The organism is Plantibacter sp. VKM Ac-2876, assembly GCF_015350715.1.
GTDB lineage: Bacteria > Actinomycetota > Actinomycetes > Actinomycetales > Microbacteriaceae > Plantibacter > Plantibacter auratus.
Genome location: NZ_JADKSI010000001.1, coordinates 751,661 through 773,136, shown reverse-complemented (window position 1 = coordinate 773,136; position 21,476 = coordinate 751,661). Strand labels below are relative to the sequence as shown.

General features: G+C 69.8%; 23 protein-coding genes. 13 read left to right on the top strand and 10 right to left on the bottom strand.

Going from position 1 to position 21,476, the window contains the following annotated elements; translation table 11 throughout:
* Window positions 1-134: 134 nt before the first annotated feature.
* Window positions 135-560 carry an Hsp20/alpha crystallin family protein gene (locus ITJ62_RS03680; protein ID WP_071261327.1) on the top strand — a complete coding sequence of 142 codons (426 nt, stop codon included), beginning with the start codon at window positions 135-137 and terminating at the stop codon, window positions 558-560.
* Window positions 561-682: 122 nt separating this feature from the next.
* Complete coding sequence (locus ITJ62_RS03675) at window positions 683-1,009, top strand: hypothetical protein (RefSeq protein ID WP_194599733.1); 327 nt, start codon at window positions 683-685, stop codon at window positions 1,007-1,009.
* Between the two features lie 12 nt (window positions 1,010-1,021).
* Here the strand turns inward: ITJ62_RS03675 and ITJ62_RS03670 are convergent, their stop codons facing one another.
* From ITJ62_RS03670 to ITJ62_RS03655, 4 genes are read right to left on the bottom strand one after another with little or no spacing between them, the layout of a single operon-like run.
* On the bottom strand, window positions 1,022-1,978 hold the full coding sequence (locus ITJ62_RS03670) for a hypothetical protein (protein ID WP_228497809.1): 957 nt from the start codon (window positions 1,976-1,978) through the stop codon (window positions 1,022-1,024).
* A 20-nt stretch (window positions 1,979-1,998) separates the two neighbouring features.
* A complete protein-coding gene (locus ITJ62_RS03665) occupies window positions 1,999-2,754 on the bottom strand; it encodes an enhanced serine sensitivity protein SseB C-terminal domain-containing protein (protein WP_194599731.1) in 756 nt (251 codons plus the stop codon).
* Between the two features lie 40 nt (window positions 2,755-2,794).
* Window positions 2,795-3,487 (bottom strand): cation diffusion facilitator family transporter, encoded by a 693-nt coding sequence (locus ITJ62_RS03660; RefSeq protein WP_194599730.1) that lies wholly within the window; start codon window positions 3,485-3,487, stop codon window positions 2,795-2,797.
* Window positions 3,484-3,819, bottom strand: coding sequence for a helix-turn-helix transcriptional regulator (locus ITJ62_RS03655; protein ID WP_085511700.1), 336 nt, complete (start codon window positions 3,817-3,819; stop codon window positions 3,484-3,486). The genes ITJ62_RS03660 and ITJ62_RS03655 overlap by 4 nt, the downstream gene beginning before the upstream one ends.
* 212 nt (window positions 3,820-4,031) lie before the next feature.
* Here ITJ62_RS03655 and ITJ62_RS03650 point away from each other — a divergent pair, with 212 nt between their 5' ends.
* The gene (locus tag ITJ62_RS03650; RefSeq protein ID WP_194599729.1) at window positions 4,032-4,595 is read left to right on the top strand and encodes a manganese efflux pump MntP family protein; all 564 of its coding nucleotides are present in this window, start codon (window positions 4,032-4,034) and stop codon (window positions 4,593-4,595) included.
* A 7-nt stretch (window positions 4,596-4,602) separates the two neighbouring features.
* On the opposite strand, the gene ITJ62_RS03645 is transcribed toward ITJ62_RS03650, so the two are convergent.
* From ITJ62_RS03645 to ITJ62_RS03635, 3 genes are all read right to left on the bottom strand, one after another.
* The gene (locus ITJ62_RS03645) at window positions 4,603-6,045 is read right to left on the bottom strand and encodes a sugar porter family MFS transporter (RefSeq protein ID WP_194599728.1); all 1,443 of its coding nucleotides are present in this window, start codon (window positions 6,043-6,045) and stop codon (window positions 4,603-4,605) included.
* A gap of 64 nt (window positions 6,046-6,109) precedes the next feature.
* Window positions 6,110-6,787, bottom strand: a complete 678-nt coding sequence (locus tag ITJ62_RS03640) for a response regulator transcription factor (RefSeq protein ID WP_194599727.1) — start codon at window positions 6,785-6,787, stop codon at window positions 6,110-6,112.
* Complete coding sequence (locus ITJ62_RS03635; RefSeq protein ID WP_194599726.1) at window positions 6,784-8,034, bottom strand: sensor histidine kinase; 1,251 nt, start codon at window positions 8,032-8,034, stop codon at window positions 6,784-6,786. Before ITJ62_RS03635 ends, ITJ62_RS03640 begins: the two co-directional genes overlap by 4 nt.
* A gap of 166 nt (window positions 8,035-8,200) precedes the next feature.
* On the opposite strand from ITJ62_RS03635, the gene ITJ62_RS03630 reads away from it, so the two are divergent.
* Complete coding sequence (locus ITJ62_RS03630; protein ID WP_085511157.1) at window positions 8,201-8,908, top strand: ABC transporter ATP-binding protein; 708 nt, start codon at window positions 8,201-8,203, stop codon at window positions 8,906-8,908.
* On the top strand, window positions 8,905-10,215 hold the full coding sequence (locus tag ITJ62_RS03625; protein WP_194599725.1) for an ABC transporter permease: 1,311 nt from the start codon (window positions 8,905-8,907) through the stop codon (window positions 10,213-10,215). Before ITJ62_RS03630 ends, ITJ62_RS03625 begins: the two co-directional genes overlap by 4 nt.
* Window positions 10,216-10,316: 101 nt before the next feature.
* Here the strand turns inward: ITJ62_RS03625 and ITJ62_RS03620 are convergent, their stop codons facing one another.
* Window positions 10,317-11,726 carry an FAD-dependent oxidoreductase gene (locus ITJ62_RS03620; protein WP_194599724.1) on the bottom strand — a complete coding sequence of 470 codons (1,410 nt, stop codon included), beginning with the start codon at window positions 11,724-11,726 and terminating at the stop codon, window positions 10,317-10,319.
* Window positions 11,727-11,784: 58 nt separating this feature from the next.
* On the opposite strand from ITJ62_RS03620, the gene ITJ62_RS03615 reads away from it, so the two are divergent.
* The 3 genes from ITJ62_RS03615 (at window position 11,785) to ITJ62_RS03605 (ending at window position 14,405) form a co-directional block, all read left to right on the top strand.
* The gene (locus ITJ62_RS03615) at window positions 11,785-12,381 is read left to right on the top strand and encodes a hypothetical protein (protein ID WP_194599723.1); all 597 of its coding nucleotides are present in this window, start codon (window positions 11,785-11,787) and stop codon (window positions 12,379-12,381) included.
* Window positions 12,382-12,523: 142 nt separating this feature from the next.
* Window positions 12,524-13,795, top strand: a complete 1,272-nt coding sequence (locus ITJ62_RS03610) for an HNH endonuclease signature motif containing protein (RefSeq protein WP_194599722.1) — start codon at window positions 12,524-12,526, stop codon at window positions 13,793-13,795.
* Window positions 13,796-13,961: 166 nt separating this feature from the next.
* Entirely contained in the window at window positions 13,962-14,405 is a 444-nt protein-coding gene (locus tag ITJ62_RS03605; RefSeq protein WP_370581801.1) for a BLUF domain-containing protein, read from the top strand.
* A gap of 55 nt (window positions 14,406-14,460) precedes the next feature.
* On the opposite strand, the gene ITJ62_RS03600 is transcribed toward ITJ62_RS03605, so the two are convergent.
* Complete coding sequence (locus tag ITJ62_RS03600) at window positions 14,461-15,174, bottom strand: HAD family hydrolase (RefSeq protein WP_194599721.1); 714 nt, start codon at window positions 15,172-15,174, stop codon at window positions 14,461-14,463.
* Window positions 15,175-15,263: 89 nt separating this feature from the next.
* Window positions 15,264-15,818: a hypothetical protein gene (locus ITJ62_RS03595; RefSeq protein ID WP_194599720.1), complete on the bottom strand. Its 555-nt coding sequence runs from the start codon at window positions 15,816-15,818 to the stop codon at window positions 15,264-15,266.
* A 99-nt stretch (window positions 15,819-15,917) separates the two neighbouring features.
* Here ITJ62_RS03595 and ITJ62_RS03590 point away from each other — a divergent pair, with 99 nt between their 5' ends.
* From ITJ62_RS03590 to ITJ62_RS03570, 5 genes are all read left to right on the top strand, one after another.
* Window positions 15,918-16,667 carry an ABC transporter ATP-binding protein gene (locus ITJ62_RS03590; RefSeq protein ID WP_194599719.1) on the top strand — a complete coding sequence of 250 codons (750 nt, stop codon included), beginning with the start codon at window positions 15,918-15,920 and terminating at the stop codon, window positions 16,665-16,667.
* A complete protein-coding gene (locus ITJ62_RS03585) occupies window positions 16,667-17,491 on the top strand; it encodes a hypothetical protein (protein WP_194599718.1) in 825 nt (274 codons plus the stop codon). The genes ITJ62_RS03590 and ITJ62_RS03585 overlap by 1 nt, the downstream gene beginning before the upstream one ends.
* A gap of 14 nt (window positions 17,492-17,505) precedes the next feature.
* On the top strand, window positions 17,506-18,726 hold the full coding sequence (locus ITJ62_RS03580; RefSeq protein WP_194599717.1) for a serine hydrolase: 1,221 nt from the start codon (window positions 17,506-17,508) through the stop codon (window positions 18,724-18,726).
* Between the two features lie 68 nt (window positions 18,727-18,794).
* Complete coding sequence (locus ITJ62_RS03575; RefSeq protein ID WP_194599716.1) at window positions 18,795-20,066, top strand: sensor histidine kinase; 1,272 nt, start codon at window positions 18,795-18,797, stop codon at window positions 20,064-20,066.
* Complete coding sequence (locus ITJ62_RS03570; RefSeq protein ID WP_194599715.1) at window positions 20,063-20,722, top strand: response regulator transcription factor; 660 nt, start codon at window positions 20,063-20,065, stop codon at window positions 20,720-20,722. The genes ITJ62_RS03575 and ITJ62_RS03570 overlap by 4 nt, the downstream gene beginning before the upstream one ends.
* The last annotated feature ends 754 nt before the right edge of the window (window positions 20,723-21,476 follow it).

The window sequence follows — 21,476 nt, the reverse complement described above, 5'->3', positions numbered from 1 at the left end:
CACTGGATCAGGTTTCGGATGTATAAAAAATCTACACCACGAAGTACAGATCCGAAGCCCCGGATCTGAAACTTCCGGGCACTGACAATCGATGAGCCCGATCCGTCATCGGGCGACAGGGAAGGAGAACACCCATGGCAATGACCCTCGATCCCATCAGCCAGCTCGACCGCTTCGCGGCCTCCGTACTGGACTCCGTGCGCGCACCCCGGCCCATGCCGGTGGACCTCTTCCGCGACGGCGACCGGTACATGATGGTCGCCGACCTCCCCGGCATCGACCCCGGATCCATCGACGTCGACGTCGACGGTGGTCAGCTCACCATCCGTGCCCAGCGCACGGCCGACAGCCGCGAGGGTGTCCGCTGGCTCGCACGCGAGCGCGGTGGCGGCCACTTCCTGCGGCAGTTCACCCTCGGCGAGGGAGTCGACCTCGACGGCATCACCGCGTCCTATGACAGCGGTGTGCTCTCCGTGATCATCCCGGTGAGCGAGCGTGCGAAGCCGCGGAAGATCACCGTCGACTCCACGACCGACCACCCGCAGTCGATCAACGCCTGAACCGGGATGAACGCCTGAGCCGCGATCCACACTCGTCCGAATCGAACGAACCGAACGCCCCGCCCACGATCCGTGGGTGGGGCGTTCGCCTGTGGGCGACCGGCGGTCGGCATACTGGGGGCATGTCCCGCGTCCAACGCATCCTCGTAGCGTCTGCCCTGCTCGTGATCGCCGCGTTCGGGCTCTTGGTCGCGGCGACGCAGACCACGATGATCTGGTACCAGGCGCCGGGCGCTGACGGCATCGCGACCGAGCAGGTCGCGGTGTTCGAACCGGCGGTGGTCGGCACCGTCATCGCCGCCGTGGCGGTGCTGGCGCTCCTGGTCCACCTGATCCTCGTGATCCGCCGCGCGGTGCCCCGGTTGCAGTGGGTCGTCGCCGTCGCGCTCACGGTCGCCACCGTGATCGCCGCGGTCCTCGTGTCCATCGCGGACCGGCCGGTGTTCTAGCGCACGTCGACCTCAGCCGAGCAGCTCGGCCAGCAGGGCCTGAGTGCTCTCCTCGCTCGCCCCGGGGGCCTGCAGACGCACCCAGTCGTCGCCACGTCGAGCGTGCGCCGAGTGCTCGCCCGCATCCACGGCGCCGGCCGGACTGTCCTCGCGAAGCACCCACGCGCCTCCAGGGAGCACCGTGAACCCGACCAGCTCGCGGGAGTCCGCGGACAGCAGTCGGCAGTCGAGTCCGCCGACCCGCTGGAGTGAGTCCTGCACGAGGTGGTAGCTCGGTGTCGCGGTGCTCACGTAGCTCGCGCCGGTGGCGGCTGCGCCGAGGTGTGCCGCCGCGGTGTCCACCGGCAGCGCCGTGGCGCAGGAGCGCGAGGCGGGTGCCGACGACGACGGGGGCGCGGCGGGCGCCGGAACCGGGGCTGCCGCAAGCGCCGTCCGAGCCAGTTCCTCCGTGCGCGTCCCAGCCGGGTCGTCGATCCCTGCCGCATCGACCTCGATGAACCGCTCGCCGTCGAGGGCGTGGACGGAGCAGGCGCCGTCCGAGCACATCGTCCCGTTGATCTCGCCGACGCTGTCGCTCCAGTCGGTGTGCTCGTACCAGTGGTTGAAGGTGGCCCAGTGGTCGACGCCGTCTCCGACGAGTCGGACGGTCAGCGAGGTGCCGGCCGCCTCGTCGGCCCAGGCGCAGACGGTCCCGCCGTCCTGCAGGACCGGGGCGTCGTCGACGGTGAGCGGTTGCGGCGCGGCTGCGGCGCCCAGGAACGATGCGACGCTCGCGGGTGGGACGAGCGCGTCGCAGGCGAGCCCCGGGAAGGCGGACGTCGGCGAGGGTGGGAGCGCCGCCGACGCATTCGGTGCGGATCCGGCCGGAGTCTCGGTGGGCACCCCCGACAGTGGCACGCTACACGCTGTGAGGACGCCCAGCAGCGCGGCGATCGAGAGGACGCGCGCGCCACGTGCGATCGCGGGCACCGTTCGACTCAGCCCACTGCTCATCGTCGCCGGAACAGCCCTCGCTTGCGGCGGTGGAACGGCGGGACACTGGTCAGGAGATGCTTCGCACCCGGTGCCACGTACATGACGTCGATCGGCACGCTGGCCGAGTACGTCGCGAGGGCCCGTGCGAGGGGCCCGCTGATCGTCTCACGGGCGGTCGGGGCGCCGACGATGACGAGGAGGTAGCACTCGTCGAACGTCCCACCCTCCTGCGGGGTGACCTTCCAGCCCAACACCGCTTCGTCGACCTCGCTGTGCTCGGCGAGGACCGCCGTCAGCGTCTCGGTCATCCCCGGTGGGATGCGAGCCGGCTGTCCCACCATGACCTCGGTCTCGCGCTCGACGACGCGTGGTGTGAGCACCGCCTCGCCGTCGAGCAGTTGGGCGATCTCGCCGGGGAGGAACTCCTTGCCGTGCGTGGAATGCGGGTTCAGGACCAGCCTCGCGCCTCGGGTCATCTGCCACAGGACGCGGCAGGGGAGGGCGAGGAGGTGCTGCTCGAACGACGGGACGACCTGGAGCGTCTCCTGGAAGCGCGCCTTCGAGGTGTAGAACGGCTGCACCGAGCTGCCGTCCGAGTCGAGGAGGTCCGCCAGGGTCGCCAGGCCGTCGTCGGTCACGGTCCCCGCCACGATCACGGTGCTCTCGAGGAGCGCTGTCAGGAACGCGGGTGCGTTCGAGCGGTCGTTCGCGGCTGCGGCGAGGAGGGCTTCGATCTCGGGAGCGTCGGGTGCGTCATCGGCGGCAGGCATGCCAGCAGCGTATCCCGGCCATGTGGGAGGGTGCGCGCGCTCAGCAGCAGTCGCAGGTGTCCGTGTTCTCCGAGGTGAGCGATGAGACCGGCCGCTTGCACGAGTCTCCACGCCAGGCTTCGACGCCCTCACGGACCGCGAAGCCGGCGATGACGAGGGCGGCGACGCCGTCCGCCCAGGCCCAACCGAGGGTGCTGTTGAGGACCAGCCCGATGAGGACCGCGGCCGACAGGTAGGAGCAGATGAGCGTCTGCTTCGAGTCGGCGACGGCGGAGGCGGATCCGAGCTCCTTCCCGGTCCGGCGCTCGAAGAGCGAGAACGCCGGCATGATCACGACGCTGACCGCCGCGAGGACGATGCCGACGGTCGAGTGCTGGACCTCGGCGAACCCGAGCAGCGAGCGGGCGGCGTCGACGCTCACGAACGCGGCGAGGCCGAAGAACGACAGGGCGATGACCCGGAGGGCGACCCGTTCCCGGCGATGGGGATCGGGGCTCGAGAACTGCCAGGCGACCGCGGCGGCGGACAGGACCTCGACGATCGAGTCGAGACCGAAGCCGACGAGGGCCGCTGATGAGGCGACGGTCCCGGCCGAGAGGGCGATGATGGCCTCGACGACGTTGTAGGCGATGGTCGCCGCGACGATCCAGCGGATGCGGCGCTGCAGCGTCGCGCGTCTGGCGGGGCTCAGCCCTGCGCGGAGGCGGGGGCTCGGCAGGCCGACGGTGCTCATGCGCAGGTGCAGCTCTCACCCGAGCAGCAGGCGGGATCGACGACCAGGACGAGCCGGAGGAGGTCGTCGAGCGCCGGCGCCAGGTGGCTGTCCGCCAGGCGGTACCAGGTGTTGCGTCCTTCCTTGACGCCTTCGACGAGGCCGCAGCCGCGGAGACAGGCGAGCTGGTTCGACATGACCTGTCGGGAGACGCCGAGTGCGTCCGCGAGGTCGGAGGGGAAGGCCGGTGCCTCGCGCAGGGTCAGGAGGATCCGGGCCCGGGTCTCGTCCGACAGGGCGTGTCCCAGCCTCGCGAGCGCAGCGGTGTGCGTCAGGGTCGCGGTCGGCGTCATGGTGTCGGTCACGCGAACGACAGTACACGAAACGCTGTATCGAGCAAGCCTCGCGGTCGCCCGAACAGCCGCGTTAGGCGAGGCGAAACGCTGGCAATCGGGCGTCTCGGCTTGCCGCCGCCGCACCGCGCTGGCAACGTTGACGGGTCCTCGCGGCACGGCGCCCGAACGCATCTCCGCGTCCAGGACGCATCACAGGAAGACCTCGCGACATGACGTTCTGGCCGCTGCTCCTCATCGCGCTCGGCGTCTCCGCCGACGCCTTCGCCGTCGCCCTCACCAAGGGCTTGCACATGCGGCGGTTCAACGTGCGTCACGCGCTCGTGATCGCCGGCACCTTCGGACTGTTCCAAGCGGTCATGCCGCTCATCGGCTGGTTCCTCGGCACGCAGTTCGCGCGGTACATCACGGAGGTCGACCACTGGGTCGCCTTCGGCCTGCTCGCCCTCGTCGGCGGCAAGATGCTCTGGGAGGCGTTCTCGAGCCACGAGGACACCGAGGTCGACTCCGACCGCCTCGACGTCCGGCGACTCCTCATCCTCGCGCTCGCCACGAGCATCGACGCGCTGGCCATCGGCATCACGCTCGCGTTCCTGCCCGGCTCCATCGTCGAAGCCGTCGTCCTCATCGGACTGACGACGTTCGTGCTCGCGTTCCTGGGCGTCTTCATCGGCCGTCGCGTCGGTCAGCGTTTCGGCAAGCCGGCGGAGATCGCCGGTGGAGTCATCCTGATCCTCATCGGTGTCAAGATCCTCATCGACCACCTCACCGGCTAGTCGGAGGTCACCGCTTCCGGGTGAAGATGGCGCCGGTCGACACGTCCTCGCCGAGCGCCTCGAGGCTCCGCCCACGCGTCTCGGGCACCTGGGTGGCGACGAACAGGAGCGCGAGCGCGCCGACACCCGCGAACACGAAGAAGGTCCCGGTGATGCCGAGGCCGTCGACCAGGGACGGGAAGTACAGCGCCAGGAACCCGTTGGCGACCCAGAGCATGAAGATCGAGACCCCCATGCCGAGGCCGCGCATCTGGAGCGGGAAGACCTCGGCGAGGTAGACCCAGACCGCCACGTTGAGGAACGTCTGCATGGAGCCGACGAACACGACCACGAGGACCAGGATGACCCAGGGACGCATCGGGTCGCCGGGTTCGAGCACCATCGACGAGAAGCCGATGAGCAGATGGCACGCGGTCGTGAGCGAGAAGCCGATGACGAACGTCTTCCGTCGGTCGAGTCGGTCCATGTAGGTGAGGGCGATGAAGCCGCCGACGACGGCGATGATGCCGGGCGCGATGTTGGCGATGAGTGCGGCACTCTCGTCGAAGCCCGACTCCACGAGCACGGTCTGCCCGTAATACATGATCGAGTTGATCCCGGTGAGCTGCTGGGCGATCCCGACGCCGACACCGACGAGCAGGATGCGCACGAGCCACGGGTTGCGGAGGACGGCCCCGAGTCCGATCCGGTGTTCGTCGCGCTGCGCGGTGATGGACGCCTCCACCTCCGCGAGTTCGGCGACGGCGCGGTCCTCGGAGCGGACGGTCCGCAGCACGTCGAGGGCGTCATCTCGGCGACCGTGGTCGACGAGCCAGCGCGGTGACTCGGGCATCCGCAGCATGCCGACGAACAGCGCGACCGCGGGCAGGGCGCAGACGGCGAACATGATGCGCCACACGCTCGTGTGCTCGCTGAACACGTTGCCGATGACCGCGTTGATCACGAACGCCGACAACTGTCCGAGGACGATCGCGACCTCGTTCCGGCCGGTGATCGACCCTCGGATCTCGTACGGGGCGAGTTCCGCCAGGTAGACCGGGACGACGGCGGAGGCACCGCCGACGGCCAGTCCGAGCAGCACGCGACCGGCCACGAGCAGCTCGACGTTCGGTGAGCAGACGACCACGAGCGTCCCGACGAAGAAGAGCACCGCCAGCAGGATGATGCTCCGACGCCGACCCCACGCGTCCGACACCCGGCCGCCGAGCAGTGCACCGACGGCGGCCGCGAAGACGAGGGAACTCGTGACGATGCCCTCGGTGAACGGGGTGAGCCCGAGTTCGGCGGTCATCGGACGCAGCGCCCCGTTGATCACGCCGGTGTCGTAGCCGAAGAGCAATCCGCCGAAACAGGCGACGATCGAGATCAGGCCGAGGTGGCGGCGGTGCGGCCCGGACGTGAGAGTCGGCAGCGCGCTCGCCGTCTGTCGGGCTGTGGGGGATCCGGCCATCGCACTTCCTCGTCTGCTGGGCCCGCGCGCCGGACGGCGTCGTGGACAGGACGACAGTACCGGTTCAGTCGTCGGCGCCCGGCTGCAGCAGGCCGCTCTCGTACGCGAGGATGACGAGCTGGGCGCGGTCATGGGCGGCGACCTTGGTCATGATGCGGTTCACGTGGGTCTTCGAGGTGTGCGGTGAGATCACGAGGTCGTCGGCGATCTGCTGGTTGGAGCGTCCGCGGGCCACGAGGAGCAGCACCTCGAGTTCCCGCTCGGTGAGCAGCGCGAGCTCGGTGGGGACCGCGCGTGGACTCGTCGGTTCATCCGCAGCGACGACGTACTTCGTGATGAGACTCCGGGTCGCCGCGGGGGACAGGAGTGCGTCGCCGGCGTGCACCGCGCGTACGGCGCGGACGATCTCCTCGGGCTCCGAGCCCTTGCCGATGAAGCCGCTCGCGCCGGCTCGCAGGGTCGCGATGAGGTTCTCGTCCTCCTCGAACGTGGTGAGGATGAGGACCCGCGTGTCCGCGAGGTCGGGGTCGGCGCAGATCGCCGAGGTTGCACCGATGCCGTCGAGCACGGGCATGCGGATGTCCATGAGCACGACGTCCGGTCGCAACTCGCGGGCGAGCGACACCGCCTGCGCGCCGTCGACGGCTTCGCCCACGACCTCGAGGTCGGCCTCGGACGAGAGGATGTCGGCGACGGCCTGGCGGATGAGTGACTGGTCGTCGACGACGAGCACGGTGGTCATGCGGGGGACTCCTCGGGGTGCGTCGGGGTGCGGTGTGTCGGACCGGAGTGTGTCGGCGCGCCGGTCGGGAGGCTCGCGGACAGCCGCCAGCCGCCCGGGGTCGCGCCGACGTCGACGGTCCCGCGGACGGCGGCGACGCGCTCACGGATGCCAAGGAGTCCGTGCCCGGTGGTCGGTGGCGCGTCGGCCTGCTCACGCGGGACGCCGGGTGCCGTCGGATTGCTCACGCTGACGACGATCCTCCCGTCGCCGCCCTCGACGAGCACGTGCGCGCGACGCTCGGGACCGTGCTTCAGTGCGTTCGTCAGCCCCTCCTGGACGACGCGGTACGCGACCATGTCCGTGGCGGTCGACAGCTCCGGTGCGTCGGGGTCGATCCGTGTCGTGATGTCGAGGCCTGCGGCGGTGAACTCGGCGATCAATGCGTCGAGTCGGTCGAGTCCCGGCTGCGGCAGCGTTCCCCGGGAGCCCGCGCCGGCGCCGTCGCTGTCGCTGCGCAGGACCTCGAGCAGATCGCCGATCTCGCCGAGCACCGTCCGCGACGCCCGGCGGATCGAGACGAGCGCCTCCTTCGCCTTCTCCGGCCGCGACTCCAGGGAGCTCGACGCCACCCCGGCGTTCAGGCTGATCACCGAGATCTGATGGGCGACGGTGTCGTGGAGGTCGCGCGCGATCCGGAGCCGCTCCTCGGTCACCCGACGCCTCGCCTCGGCCTCGCGGGTCTGCTCGGCCCGTTCCGCGCGTTCGGTGATCGCGAGGATGTACGCGCGGCGGGACCGCGTCCCGTCTCCGGCTGCGGCGGCGAACGCGATCAGCACCGCGAACTGGACCGTGCGCGGATCGAAGCTGCCGATCGACGCGAGGAGGCTGAGGAGGGCGACGGCGACCATCGTCGCGACGGCCGTGATGAGGGTCGTCCTCCGCGCGGAGCGCACGGCCACCCCGAACATCGCGATGGCGGCCGCGATCACGACGCCGGGAGCGAGGGTCCCCGTGATCGCCGCCGCGCCGTAACAGGCGATGGCGGCCGCGAGCACCGGGATGGGCCAGCGTCGGCGGAGCGGGAGCAGGAGCGCGGGCGCGACGACCAGGGCGACGACGAGCGGGCTGCCGGGCCGGAACTCCGCATTGGGGAAGGGTATGAACGCCGAGGCGATGATGAGGACCGCGGCGACCACATCGCCCACCCACGCCGGGGGTCTCGGATGCGGATCGCGCACCCGGTGATCCTGCGTCGCGGAGGTCATGGGCCCAGTCTGCCGGGAACCCGCGCCCGGCGACTCCTCCGCACGTGGCATTCCGCGGTACCACGGACGCGGTACACGGGTGTCCGCCGGTGGGGGACGCGTCGGACGGTCGTCGCCGCGAGTCTGGACTGGTGCCGGAGCACCCGGCCCCAGACGAGGAGACACCATGCAGAGCACCACAGCGCCGCCGATCATCTCGGTCCGGGACGTCCGGCGTTCCTACGGTCGCGGTCAGAACCGGTTCGACGCGCTGAAAGGGGTGAGCTTCGACATCCACGCCGGCGAGAGCGTCGCGATCGTCGGGAAGAGCGGCTCCGGCAAGTCCACGCTCATGCACGTGCTCGCGCTCCTCGACGCACCGAGTTCCGGCACCGTCGAGCTCGAGGGGGTCGACACGAGCACCCTCCGTGGTCGCCGTCTCAACACGACCAGGAACAAGACCTTCGGGTTCGTGTTCCAGCAGTTCTTCCTCACCGCCAACGCGACGGTGCTCGAGAACGTCCTGCTCCCGATGAAGATCGCCGGCGTCCGCCGAGGTGACCGACGTCGCCGGGCGCTCGCCGCACTCGCGCAGCTCCAGCTCGAGGACAAGGCGCGGAACCGCGCGGTGAACCTCTCGGGCGGGCAGAAGCAGCGGACGGTCATCGCCCGCGCGCTCGTCAACAACCCGCGGATCATCTTCGCCGACGAACCGACCGGCAACCTCGACACGGCGACCGGCGCCGTTGTGGAGGACATCCTGTTCTCCCTCAACCGGGAGAGCGGCATCACCCTCATCGTCGTCACACACGACGAGGAGCTGGCGGCACGCTGCGATCGGCGGATCCTCATCCGCGACGGACTGCTCGTCGAGGACGAGGCGGTGGCCGCATGAGAACCGTCGACCTCATCGGGACCGCCGTCGCGAACACGTTCCGGTCCAAGACCCGCACCATCCTGACCATCCTGGCGATCTTCGTCGGAGCGTTCACCCTCACGCTGACGAACGGGCTCGGCACCGGCATCAACGCCTACATCGACGACACGGTGTCGAGCGTCGGCGCGTCCGACACGATGACCGTCACCAAGACGGCCGACACCGGCGGCGGGTTGGGTGCGGCGACGAGCGGGCCGAAGGAGTACGACCCGGACGCGGTCGCCTCCACCGGTGCCGGCGCGCCGGGATCGACCGTCGTCGCCCTGACACCGACCGATCTCGACGAGCTCGGTGGGATCGACGGCGTCCTCGACGTGCAGGCCGTGAAGTCGATCTCGACCGACTACATCGAGGCGGGCGGCGGCACGAAGTACGTCGTCGGTGTCGGTGGACTCATCTCCGGACAGAGCGTCACGCTGTTGGACGGTGCACAGCCCGACGACGACACCGACACGCTCCAGCTCGTGCTCCCCACGTCCTATGTGGAACCGCTCGGCTTCGGAAGCGACGCCGACGCGGTCGGGCAGACGGTCACGGTCGCGATCACTGATGCGCAGCGCACGCAGCACACCGTGGACGCGACCGTCGTCGGAGTCGCCGAGGAGAGCCTCGCTTCGCCCACCGGCGCCTCGATCGTGCCGAACGCCGCGCTCACCGACCTCCTGTACGAGACGCAGAACATCGGCGTACCGTCCGACCAGGTCGAGCGGTACGCGCAGGCGTCCATCCGGTTCAGCGCGGACGCCACCGACGAGCAGATCACGGCGTTGAAGGACCGACTGGCCGACGCGGGCTACACCGGCACGACCGTCGCGGACCAGCTCGGCACCATCAAGACGGTGATCGACGGGATCGTCCTCGTCCTCAACGCCTTCGCGATCATCGCGCTCCTCGCGGCCAGCTTCGGGATCGTGAACACGCTGCTCATGTCCGTGCAGGAGCGCACCCGCGAGATCGGTCTGATGAAGGCCATGGGGATGGGTAGCGGGAAGGTCTTCGGGTTGTTCAGCCTCGAGGCCGCGTTCATCGGCTTCCTCGGCAGTGCGATCGGCGTCGGTATCGCGGTGCTCGCCGGCACCGGCATCAGTGCCGCGCTGTCGGGATCGCTCCTCGCCGACCTGCCGGGCCTCGACCTCATCGCGTTCGACCCGGTGTCACTCGGGATCATCGTGCTGGTCGTCATGGTGATCGCGTTCCTCGCCGGCACGCTGCCCGCCGCCCGTGCCGCCAAGGCCGATCCGGTGGAGTCGCTCCGCTACGAGTGAGGTGCAGCGGAAGGTCCGTGGTGGCGGCTGTGGGGCGCGGCGGAAGCGGCGCCCCACAGCCGCGCCGGCGCCAGGTTGAGGAGCAGCGCCGGCGCAGACGCTCAGGTCGCGTCTGCGGCGTCCACGTTACGACAAGCGGCCGTCCCGTCGTCGGAGGTTGAGGCTCCGTACCTGCTCTTCTGCGCTTCGCGCTCGCGCTTCTCCGCTTCGCGCTGTGGGGTGGTGACGTGCTCGGGCCTGAGCCCGATCCCGATGAACCTCGCCGCAAGCGGTCGGATGACGGGTCCGCCGAGCCGCATGAGGCGGATCACCCACCGCGGCGCGATGTGGGCGCCGGTGGTCGTGCGGGAGATCACCCGATGCCCCGCTCGCTGGATGCGCTGCATGATCCTGACCGGCCGCTCACGTCGACGTTGGACGGCCGCGAGGACCCCGGACGGTGCGTCCCCCGCGGCGAGGTGGCCGGCGATCGCGTTGGACAGGGCGACCGCGTCCTGGATCGCGTAGTTGACCCCGACGCCGAACATCGGTGACATCGCGTGCGCGGCGTCGCCGATGGCGATGAAGCCCGGGCGGTGCCAGCGGTCGAGGCGGTTGAGCTGGACCGAGAGGAGTTTGACCTGGTCCCAGTCGGTCAGGGTGTCGACCACCGGACGCAGGACGGGCGCGGCATCCACGATCCTCTGGCGGAGCGCCGGCAAGCCCTCGGCTTGGAGCTGCTCCGCGCCGCCCTTCCGAATGACCATGCCTGACTGGTACCGGTCACCCCGGTCGATCGTGAGGACCATGCCGCGCGGCGAGAGGTAGGCGAGGGTCGGGGGTGGAGGGTCGGCCGGCTTCGGCAGGCTGAACCACAGGACGTCGATCGGGACGCCGCTCTCGTCGGGGATGAGTCCGGCCGCGTCGCGGAGGGCAGAGGTGCGTCCGTCCGCCGCGACCGTGAGGGTGGCTCGGATCTCGATGTCGGTGGAGGAGCTGGTCGCCGGGTCGATGTCGGTCGCTGGGTCGTCGGCGGTCGTCGTGGTCGCGTGCAGGCCACGCACCCGGCCCTGCTCCACGATCAGGCTGGTCGCCTCGGTGCGGAGACGCAGCTCGAAGTTCTGCAGCGCGGCGGCCTCCTCGGCGAGGAAGTTCAGGAAGTCCCACTGTGGCGCGAGGACGAGGAAGCGGTCGGGTGCTGGCAGGGTGCGGAAGTCGACCATCGTCATCCGCATGCCGTCGATCACGGCGTCCATCGTCTGCAGCCGGTTGAGCGGCAGCCGGAGGAACCGCTCGCGCAGGCCGAGCTCACCGAGCAACGTGATGGTCGACGGGTGGATCGTGTCGCCGCGGAAGTCCCGGAAGAAGTCGGCGTGTTTCTCGAGCACGGTCACGCGGAGGCCGGCCCGGGCGAGAAGGTAGCCGAGCACCATGCCGGCCGGGCCGCCACCCGCGATGACGCAGTCGCGGTCGGCGGTGTGGTCGGCGGTGTGGTCGCCGTGATCACTGTCGGTGCGGGTCGTCGGTTTCATCGCGCTGCTCCCGTCGGTCTCTTCCGGACACTACTCCGGAACCCATATCGTCGACATCATGCGTGTGTTGCAGCGGACAGGACTGCCGCTTCTCGTCTCCGGAACGATCGTGCTCGCGCTGGCGGCGTGCACTGGTGGGAGTGGGCCCGGCGGTGGCTCCGCCGGCAGTGCGTCGCCCGCTGCGTCGGTGTCGGCGGAGACGTCGAGCGGGGGCTCGGGAGACGGATCGTCCCTGCAGGTCGACTGCGCGGCGGTGGAGGCGGCCGTCGCGCCGTACATCGACGGACTCGTCGCGCGGGAGGACAACGGGGCGGACGAGTACGGGACCATCTGCGGCTGGGAGGCGCCGGAGGGGACGATCGATGCGGCGGACATCCGGTCGGTGGAGGTCGTCGTCTCGCCCGAGTCGAGCGAGGCGCTGTCGGCCGATGAGCTCGCCGCCGCCGGGCTCACGCCGATCCCGGATGCGACCATCGAGGCTGCCGGAGGGACCGCTTACAGCGCGACGGTCGAGACCCGTGTCGCCGCGGTGATCGTCACGACGGTGGTGCTGCCGGAGACGGAGATATCCGTCACCGGTGGGCAGTGGGCGGGCCATCCGTCGCTCGACGGGCCGGCCGCGGTCGAGGTCGTGAAGGCGCTCATGGGCCGGTGAGTGCCCTGGGAGCTGCGGAGCCCCCCCCGTCCCTGAGTAACCCTCTCCGGTCCCTGAGCCTGTCGAAGGGCGCTCGAGGAGACTTCCACATCGGAGACCACTCAGCATCTGGAATGTCAGTGGTTCATGGTGGACTTGTTCCATGACCGAGACCACCGCCTCCGCAGTTCGAGCTGGTGACGAATACGCCGCGCAGCTCGCGGAGTTCTCGGACCACTATGCGGACATCCAGCGTCGGCGTGCTGCTCTGGCCGCCGAGGAGGCCCGGCTGCTCGCCCGCTCTGCAGCGTACGCGGACGCCTTCGCAGACGTCACGGTCCCGGTGATCTTCCCGCCGGCTGAACGTCAGGCCCTCTCCCGCCGGTCGACCTGTGCGGCGCTCGCGATGGCGACACGGACGCCGGAACGGACGGTTCAGCGTGCGACCAACGATGCCGAACTGCTCGTGAACGAAGCGCCGGCTGTGCTTGCCTCACTTGAGGCCGGTCGTATCTCCGCCCGGCATGCGCAGACCATCACGGACCAGCTCTGCGACATCCCGACCGCAGGGCGAGCGGTGTTCCTCGCCGAGGTCCTGCCGGTCGCCGAACAATCCACCAATGCGTACCTCCGGAAGCGTGCCCGCGTTCTGCGCGAGCGCCTCCACCCGGAATCGATCACCGCACGCGCAACCCGTTCGGAGGCTGACCGTCGGGTCGAGTTCGAACCTGCCGCCGATGGCATGGCGTGGGTGCACCTGTTCACGACGGCACCGATCGCGCAAGGCATCATCGAGCGGGTCGAGATGGCCGCCGCGGAATCGCGCAACGCCGGTGACACCCGCACCTGCGCACAACTCCAGGCGGACGCCCTCGCGGCGCTCGCGCTCACCGGCGTAACCCCGGAAGACGTCATGTCCAGCCCAGTCCTCCCGCACCCGATCGAGGTGCAGGAGCACATCACGCCGACCGTGCAGATCACCGTCCCGGCACTCACCATGGCCGGCGTCTCCGACGCACCCGGCATGCTCGATGGCTACGGCCCGATCGACCCGGAGACCGCAGCCCGTATCGCCGTGAACGCCCCAAGCTTGACCCGGATCCTCGTCCAGCCGGAAACCGGCGCGGTCCTTTCCGTCGGGCGCAATCAGTACCGGGTTCCGGCCGACCTGCAGCGCGCGGTGCGGCTTCGGGACGGCACCTGTCGGGCGCCCGGTTGCGGTCGACGCGCCAGGGCTTGTGACCTCGACCATTCGGTCGCGTGGGAAGACGGCGGCACGACGGATGTCGGCAATCTCGCCTGCCTGTGCCGACATCACCACCGGATGAAGCACCTCCCCGGATGGAACCTCGACCACGGGCCCGGCGGGGTCCTCGAGTGGACAACGCCCGACGGCAAACACCATCGGACTGAACCCGATCCCGCGCCGTTCTGACCATTTGCGGTCACTGCGCTGTGCCTATCGACGTGTCGGAAGGGTTCCTCGTGGGCACTTCGACAGGCTCAGTGACCGGGAGAGGTCCACCCGTATGGACCCGGTCCCTGAGCCTGTCGAAGGGCTTCCGGGACCGCCCCCGCACCTCGCCGGGTAGGCTCCAAACGTGGGCACCGACGAAGACCAGATGCTGTCACTCGTGTACGCGAGCACGGCGACACAGCCGTTCAGCGACGACGACCTCACCACCCTGCTCGCCGTCTGCCGCGACAACAACGCCCGCGCACAGCTCACCGGCATGCTCGTCCATCGCGACGGCCGGTTCCTCCAGGTCCTTGAGGGCCCCGAGGCCGCCGTCCGCGAGCTGATGGTCACCCTCGCCGCCGACCCACGCCACACCGGCATCCGCGTGATGTTCGAGGAGCCCATCCGCGAACGCCAGTTCGCCGCCTGGACGATGGGCTTCGAACGCGCCGACACCGGCTCCGCCGCAGACCTCGACGGGTACCGCGACACCTTCGACGACCTCGACCGCGACGACCCGACCGCCACCATGCGCGCCCTGCAGGAACTCGCCCGCTGGTTCCGCAGCCGCGTCACGCGGAGCTGAGCCGCGCTCAAGCCCGCGGTCCAACCCGCGCTCAAGCCCGCGCTCACGCCCGCAGTCAGCCTGCGAGCTTGCCGATCGGGCTGTCCGCGAGGTTCGCGAGCAGCTCGGCGACGTCGCCGTAGACCGCGACCGCACCGGCGTCACGGAGCTCCTGCTCGCCGAACCCGCCGCTTCGCACGCCGATGCACTCCACACCGGCCCGCGCGGCCGCCTCGATGTCCCAGACGGCATCGCCGACCATGACGGCCCGCGACGCCGGCACGCCCGCACGATCGAGCGCGACCTCGACGATGTCGGGCTCCGGCTTGGCGGTCTCGACGTCACCGGAGGAGGTCGCTGCGAAGATCGCATCGTCGACGTCGAGCAGGTCGCGCAGGATCTCGAGTTCGTTCTCCGGAGCCGAAGTCGCCAGGACGACCGCGATCCCACGCCCCGCTAACTCGCCGAGCAGCTCGCGCGCACCACCGATCACCCGCAATCGTGAGGTGTTCTGGAGGTAGTACTCGCTGTGCAACTCTTTCGCCCGCTCGCCGTACTGCTCGACCTCGTCGGACCCGTCCAGGAGCGATTCGAGCAGCTCGCCGCCGTCCTTGCCGATCGAGCGATGGATGCGCCACGCGTCGACCGGCCTGCCGGCATCGGCGAACGCGCGATCCCACGCGTCGACGTGCAGGTAGTTCGAGTCGACGAGCGTTCCGTCGATGTCGAAGAGCACCGCGATGCGGTCGTCGGAGTTCTCGGGGACGTTGGTGTCAGCTGGTTCGGACATGCGTCCAGTCAAACCCGCGAGCCCGCGATTGTGAAGCGGTGGTCATTCGCCGCAGAACGTGCGAGCCCGCGGACGCGGCAGCGCGCCCGCTACTGGAACCGGCTGGTGAGGATCACCGAGCTGGTCGCGTCGTCGAGGAACACCTGTGTCACGCGGCCGTCCTGCGAGAAGGTGTCGTCGAGCGCAGACGAACGCACGAACGGTCCCGGCGGGAGTGCGTCGTCGAGTCCGGCGTCGAGGTCCGGAAGCTCCGCCTCCGCGTCCGAGCCCGCCTCCCCTGGAGCGAGTGCCCGCAGTTCCGTGTAGCCGGCCTCATCCAGGACGACGACCGCGTCGATCCAGTACGTGCTCGGGCCTGGAACCCGCTCGTCGCCCATGGTCCCCGACATCCAGGTCGCCGAGATCGCGCTGGCAAGTTGTGGGAATCGGTCGGTGAGTGGGCCGAGCTCGTGCCGGATCTCACCGGTGCCCGAGCGGGTGGCGGAGTCCGATGCCGATGTGGATGCCGCTGTCGTCCGGTCCGGCGCGGGTGATGACGCGCAGCCGGCGAGCAGGCCGGCGACCACCGTGACCGCCGTGGCCACGACGGTCGCGCGCGGCGCGAGACGGTGACGTCGATCATGCATCCGAGCAGTCGTGTCCATGCCAGCAGCCTAGAGGTCGTCGATCACTGTCCGTTCGGCCAGCCCGGGACTGTGCGGCAGGCGGGGGTGCCCGGCGCGGCTTGCGCCGAGGCTGGAGCCATGAACCTCTCCACCGCCCATCCCATCGAGGCTCGCGGGCTCCGCAAGACCTTCCACGGTCGCCCGCGCGTCGATGACGTGTCCTTCACCGTCGACCCCGGCCGGGTCGTCGGACTCCTCGGCCCCAACGGTGCCGGGAAGACCACCACCATCCGTCTGCTGCTGGGACTCGCCCGTCCCGACGCGGGGGACGGCCTCATCCTCGGCCGCCCGTACCGCGAGCTCGAGCAGCCGGCGCGCACCGTCGGCGCCGTCCTCGACGCGGGCGGACTCCACCCGGCCCGCACCGGGCGGCAGCACCTCCGCATCGCCGCCGCGCGGGTCGGGGTCGACGCAGCCCGGATCGACGCGGTCCTCACCGAGGTCGGCATGGCACGCGACGCCGACCGCCCCGCCGGTGGGTACTCGCTCGGGATGCGTCAGCGCATCGCGATCGCCGCCGCCCTCCTCGGCGAGCCGGCCGTGCTCATCCTCGACGAGCCGTCGAACGGCCTGGACCCGGCAGGCATGCAGTGGCTGCGACTCCGGCTGCGTGCGTTCGCCGACGCGGGTGGAACGGTGCTGCTCTCGTCCCATCTGCTCTCCGACGTCCAGGACATCGCGGACGACGTGGTCGTCATCACCGACGGGCGCGTGCTGGCCCAGTCGTCGATGGGCGACATCCTCGCCGCATCGGGCGGCGACCTCGAGGCGTACTACCTCCAGGTCACCGGAACCGCCCAGCTCATCGAGAACAGGGAGGTGCGCTGATGTTCCGCGCTGAACTCATCGGGCTCGTCACCACGACCGCGACGAAGGTCACCGCGGCGGTCGCCGTCGTGGGACTCATCGTCACGCAACTCGCCTTCGTCACCCTCATGCCGGCCCTCGCCGACGGCGACATCGGTCCTGGACTCGACGCTCTCGGCAGCGACTTCCCCGTCCTGGACCTCGCCACCCGCGCCGTCCAACTCGACGCGCTCAACCCCCTCGGTGCGTCGATGGGCAGCGGCTCCATCGGCGTCGCACTCCTGGCGATCACTTTGCTCGGTGTGCTCGCCGGCACGAGTGACGACCGCTACGGCGGCATCGTCGGCGCCGTCCTCGCCTCGCCGAAGCGGTTCCGCATCGTCGTCGCCAAGGCGGGCGCCGTCGCACTCGTCGGCGCAGCCCTCGGTGTCGTGCTCGCCCTCGTCAGCCTGGTCACGCTCGTGATCACCCTGGCAGCCACCGGGACGCCGTTCGTACTCGGTCTCCCGGACCTCGCAGCCCGGTTCGGGCTCGGTGTCCTCGCGGTCACCGCCCTGTCGGTCATCGGTCTCGCGGTCGGACTCATCGTCCGCACCCAGCTCGCCGGCGTCCTGACGATGATCGGGATCCTCATCCTCGAACCGATCGTCGTCTCTTCGATCCAGCTGATCACCGGCGGCATCGTGCCGGCCTGGACCCAGTTCCTGCCCGTCGCCCTCGCCCAGGGCGTCATCCACGGCGGAACGGACGGGCTCGGACCGTCCGTCGTCATCCTCGCCCTCGTGGCCCTCACCGCCGCCCTCACTGCGGCCGCATCCGCTGCGCTCGCGCGCCGCGACATCTGAAAGGAATCACCCACATGAACGACCAGACCCAGACCGAGACCAAGACGCAGCACCAGACCCGTCACCGCACGATCATCGCCGTCTCGGCCGCCGCCGCGCTGCTCGCCGGGACCGTCTCCCTCAGCGCCTGTTCCAGCGCCACGGAGCAGACCGCTGGGCCCGGCTCCGAATCCGGCCCGCTGCAGGACCGGATGCAGTCGCTCGTCGACGCCGGCTACCCCGCGGCACTCGCCTCGGTGATCGGACCGGACGGCGAGGCGATCGACGTCGCGGCCGGCATCGGCGACCTCGCGACCGACGAGCCGGCCCCGGTCGACGGCGAGGTGCGGATCGCGAGCAACACGAAGATGTTCGTCTCGACCGTCGTCCTGCAGCTCGTCCAGGAGGGGAAGGTCGCGCTCGATACCCCGATCGACACCTACCTCCCTGGGCTCATCACCAGCGACGGCATCGACGGCGCCCGCATCACGGTCCGTCAGCTGCTCCAGCACACGGCGGGGCTCCCTGAGTACGCCGACCAGATCGCCGCCGACGCGTTCGCGGCACAGGAGCGCTACACCTCGCCCCGCGACATGCTCGACATCGCCCTCGCCAAGCCGGCCGTGTTCGCGCCGGGGGAGCGGTGGGCGTACAGCAACACGAACTACCTCGTGCTGGGGCTCATGGTCGAGAGCGTCACCGATCGGGCACTCGCCCAGCAGATCGACGAGCGCATCGTCAAGCCGCTCGACCTCGAGCACACGTACTTCCCGGCGCCGGGCGAACGCGAGCTGCGCGGTGAGCACCCGCACGGGTACCACGCGAAGACCGTCGGCGACCTTCTGGACATCACGGCCCTCGACACCTCGTTCGCCTGGTCCGCCGGTGCGCTTGTCTCGACGCCGCACGAGCTCAACGTCTTCATGAAGGCCCTGCTCGACGGCGAACTCCTGAACGAGGAGACCCTCGCCGAGATGCAGACCACGGTTCCGGCTGGTGACGAGCTGTGGCCGGGAGCGGGCTACGGGCTGGGCCTGCAGAGCTACCCGCTGAGCTGCGGCGGTGTGGCGTGGGGCCATGGCGGCGACATCCCCGGAACCCAGACGCGCAACGCGGTCGGCCCCGACGGCACGGCCGTCACCATCGCCGTCACGTCGCTGCCGTGGGCGGTCGTGTCGCCCGACGACAACGAGCGGTTGATGAAGCAGTACCGGATCGTCGTCGACGCCCTCGACGCGACCCTCTGCGAGCGATGATCACTTCCCACCGGACGCCGAGCGCCGGCCCCATCCGGGGTCGGCGCTCGGCGTGGTTGACTCGACCCATGTCCTCTCCCGCACGGCCCGCCCCTGTCGCGGCCCGTCTGCGCTCGGCGCTCCCGCCGGTCCTGGTCCTCGCCGGTTCGGTGGGGTACCTCGGGGTCGTCCCGTGGGTCGACGAGCTGCACGCCGTGCCTGGTCGGATCCCGCCGTGGGTGCACGCGGCCCTGGTCGTGCTTCAGGCCGTCGCACTGCTGCTGCGGGTCCGGTACCCGGTGGTCGTGTTCGGGGTCGTGGTCACGCTCGACCTCGTGATCCTCGGCAGCACCGGCGGTGAGCTCGGGATCGGCTCGTTCGGGGTGATCCTCGCCACCTACGCGCTCGCTCGTCGCGCGGAGCGGCGGACGGTCATCCGCGCGCTGGTGGCCGGCGCGGTCGCGACGACGGTCATCGGCGGCATCGCGATGGCCTTCGGGTCATCCGAGCAGCCGCTCATCCTCGTGTTCGCGGCCGTCGCGCGCATCGTGCTGCAGTACGTGCTCCCGGCCGGTGTCGCCGAGTACGCCAGGGGTCGCGAGCGCTTGCTGTCGGCGATCGAGGACCAGGCGCGCATGGCCGAGAACGAGCGTCGGATCAGTGTGCAGAACGACCTGCGCGCGGAACGCACCGCCCTCGCGCGGGAGCTGCATGACATCGCCGGACATCACCTGTCGGGGATCATCGTCAGTGCGCAGGCGGCCAGCGCTCTGGTGGAGCGCGACCCGGAACGTGCTCGGGAGATGCTCCAGACGGTGCAGTCGGACGCACGGACGACGCTCGTGGACCTGCGTCGGACGGTCGGCTTGCTGCGCAGCGACGACGCGGACGCCCAGGGTGGTGGAGGCGGATCGACGCTCGGGCCGGCGACCACTCCGACGATCGCGGCGATCCCGGAACTCGTCGAGGCGGCGCGTTCGCGGGGGCAGCACGTCGCGTACACCGTGACCGGTGAGCCTCGTGTGCTGGGTCCGTTGGCGGAGACGGCCGCGTATCGGACCGTCCAGGAGTCGCTGGCGAACGCCGCCCGGCACGCGCCCGGAGCCGTCTGCCGCGTGGTGGTGCGGTTCGAGGCGGACGCGATCGAGCTCACTGTGACCAACGCAGCGTCGTCGCAGCGGCCTGCTTCGCCGTCGCGCGACGGCTACGGTCTCTGGGGCATGCGCGAGCGCGCCGAGCTCATCGGAGCGCGTTTGACCGCGGGGCCGACGGACGACGGCGGGTGGCGGAACCGTCTCACCATCCCCGACGAGCACCGACCCGACCAGCAGGGTCCCGACCAGCATCGGAGTGACGCATGATCCGCCTTCTCATCGCCGACGACCAGGCGGTCGTCCGCGCCGGCCTCTCGGTGATCCTCGGTGCCGAGCCCGACATCGAGGTCGTCGGTGAGGCGATCGACGGTGCCGACGCGGTGCGGTTGGCGAAAGAACTGCGACCGGACCTGATCTGCATGGACATCCGGATGCCGGGCACAGACGGGATCGCGGCGACCCGCACGATCACGGCGGACCCGGAACTCGACGCCGACGTCCTCATCCTGACGACCTTCGACGTCGACGCGGACGTGTTCGCCGCCCTCGAGGCCGGTGCGGCAGGCTTCCTCCTCAAGGGTGCCGATGAGGCGACGCTGCTCGCCGCGATCCGTTCCGTCGCAGCGGGGGAGGGGACGCTCGACCAACGCCTCACCCGTCGCATCCTCCGCGAGTTCTCGGAGCGCCGACGCGAGGCCCCGGTTGTGACGTCAGCGGTCGAGTCGCCGCTCACTGATCGCGAATTCGAGGTCCTGGACCTGCTGGCGCAGGGACTCTCCAACGCGGAGATCGCCGACCGCCTGTTCGTCGAACCCACGACGGTGAAGTACCACCTCGCCGGTCTGCTGCAGAAGACGGGAGCGCGCGACCGCCTGCAGGCCGTGCTCTGGGGCATCCGCGCGGGACTCGTCGACCCGCGCTAATCCGAGTGCAAACGAAATGATATATATTATTGGCTCTTCTTCTACGTGTGTTTTTGAGCCCTACACGGCATGCGATGTTGGACGCGAAGGGACCGGATGGCTGTCGCTACCCAGCGGACGTGTCGTTACACGCGTTCCTTGCTGGAGCTCGTGGAGCGAAGAGCGGACGTGGGTGGGCCGACCTGGGCAGACTGCGCTGCCTGCGGGCTCGAAGCGCCGGAAGCCCTGGGGGCCATCGGGCACGCGGGGGACTGTCTCGTCGTGCTGATGCCCGGCTGATCTCGTCGCAAGGGTGGTCGTCGGGACGTGCTCGGGCGCCGCGCTCTATCGGTGGCGACACCGATCGTCTTGCTCCACAAGGTGCGTTGGCCGCACACGGACACCGGTCGACACATCGTGACGCCGCACGCGTCGACGTCGCCGATAGAGTGCGGTGACGGGTCGCGGACCGGTCTGAGCCTAGGGAGCGCCGATGGTGGTTCGTGTTGAGTGCTCTCCAACGACTGGCCAGGCTCCATGGCTGACCGCTTGCTGTCCTGTGGAACGAGCAGGACATCACTGCAGGTTCATCCAAAAGCATAATATTGCCTTTATTGGCAAACTCTCAGGATATTGCTATCTTCCGCGCCAGGTCGCCGATCTTTGGGGCCGGTGTTGAATGATCGAGGAGGTTGAGCGGTTGCGAGAATGCGACTTGGGGACGAAGCCTAAAGTGTCCCCGCAGATGAATTTTGTAGTAATGACGAAAATCGGG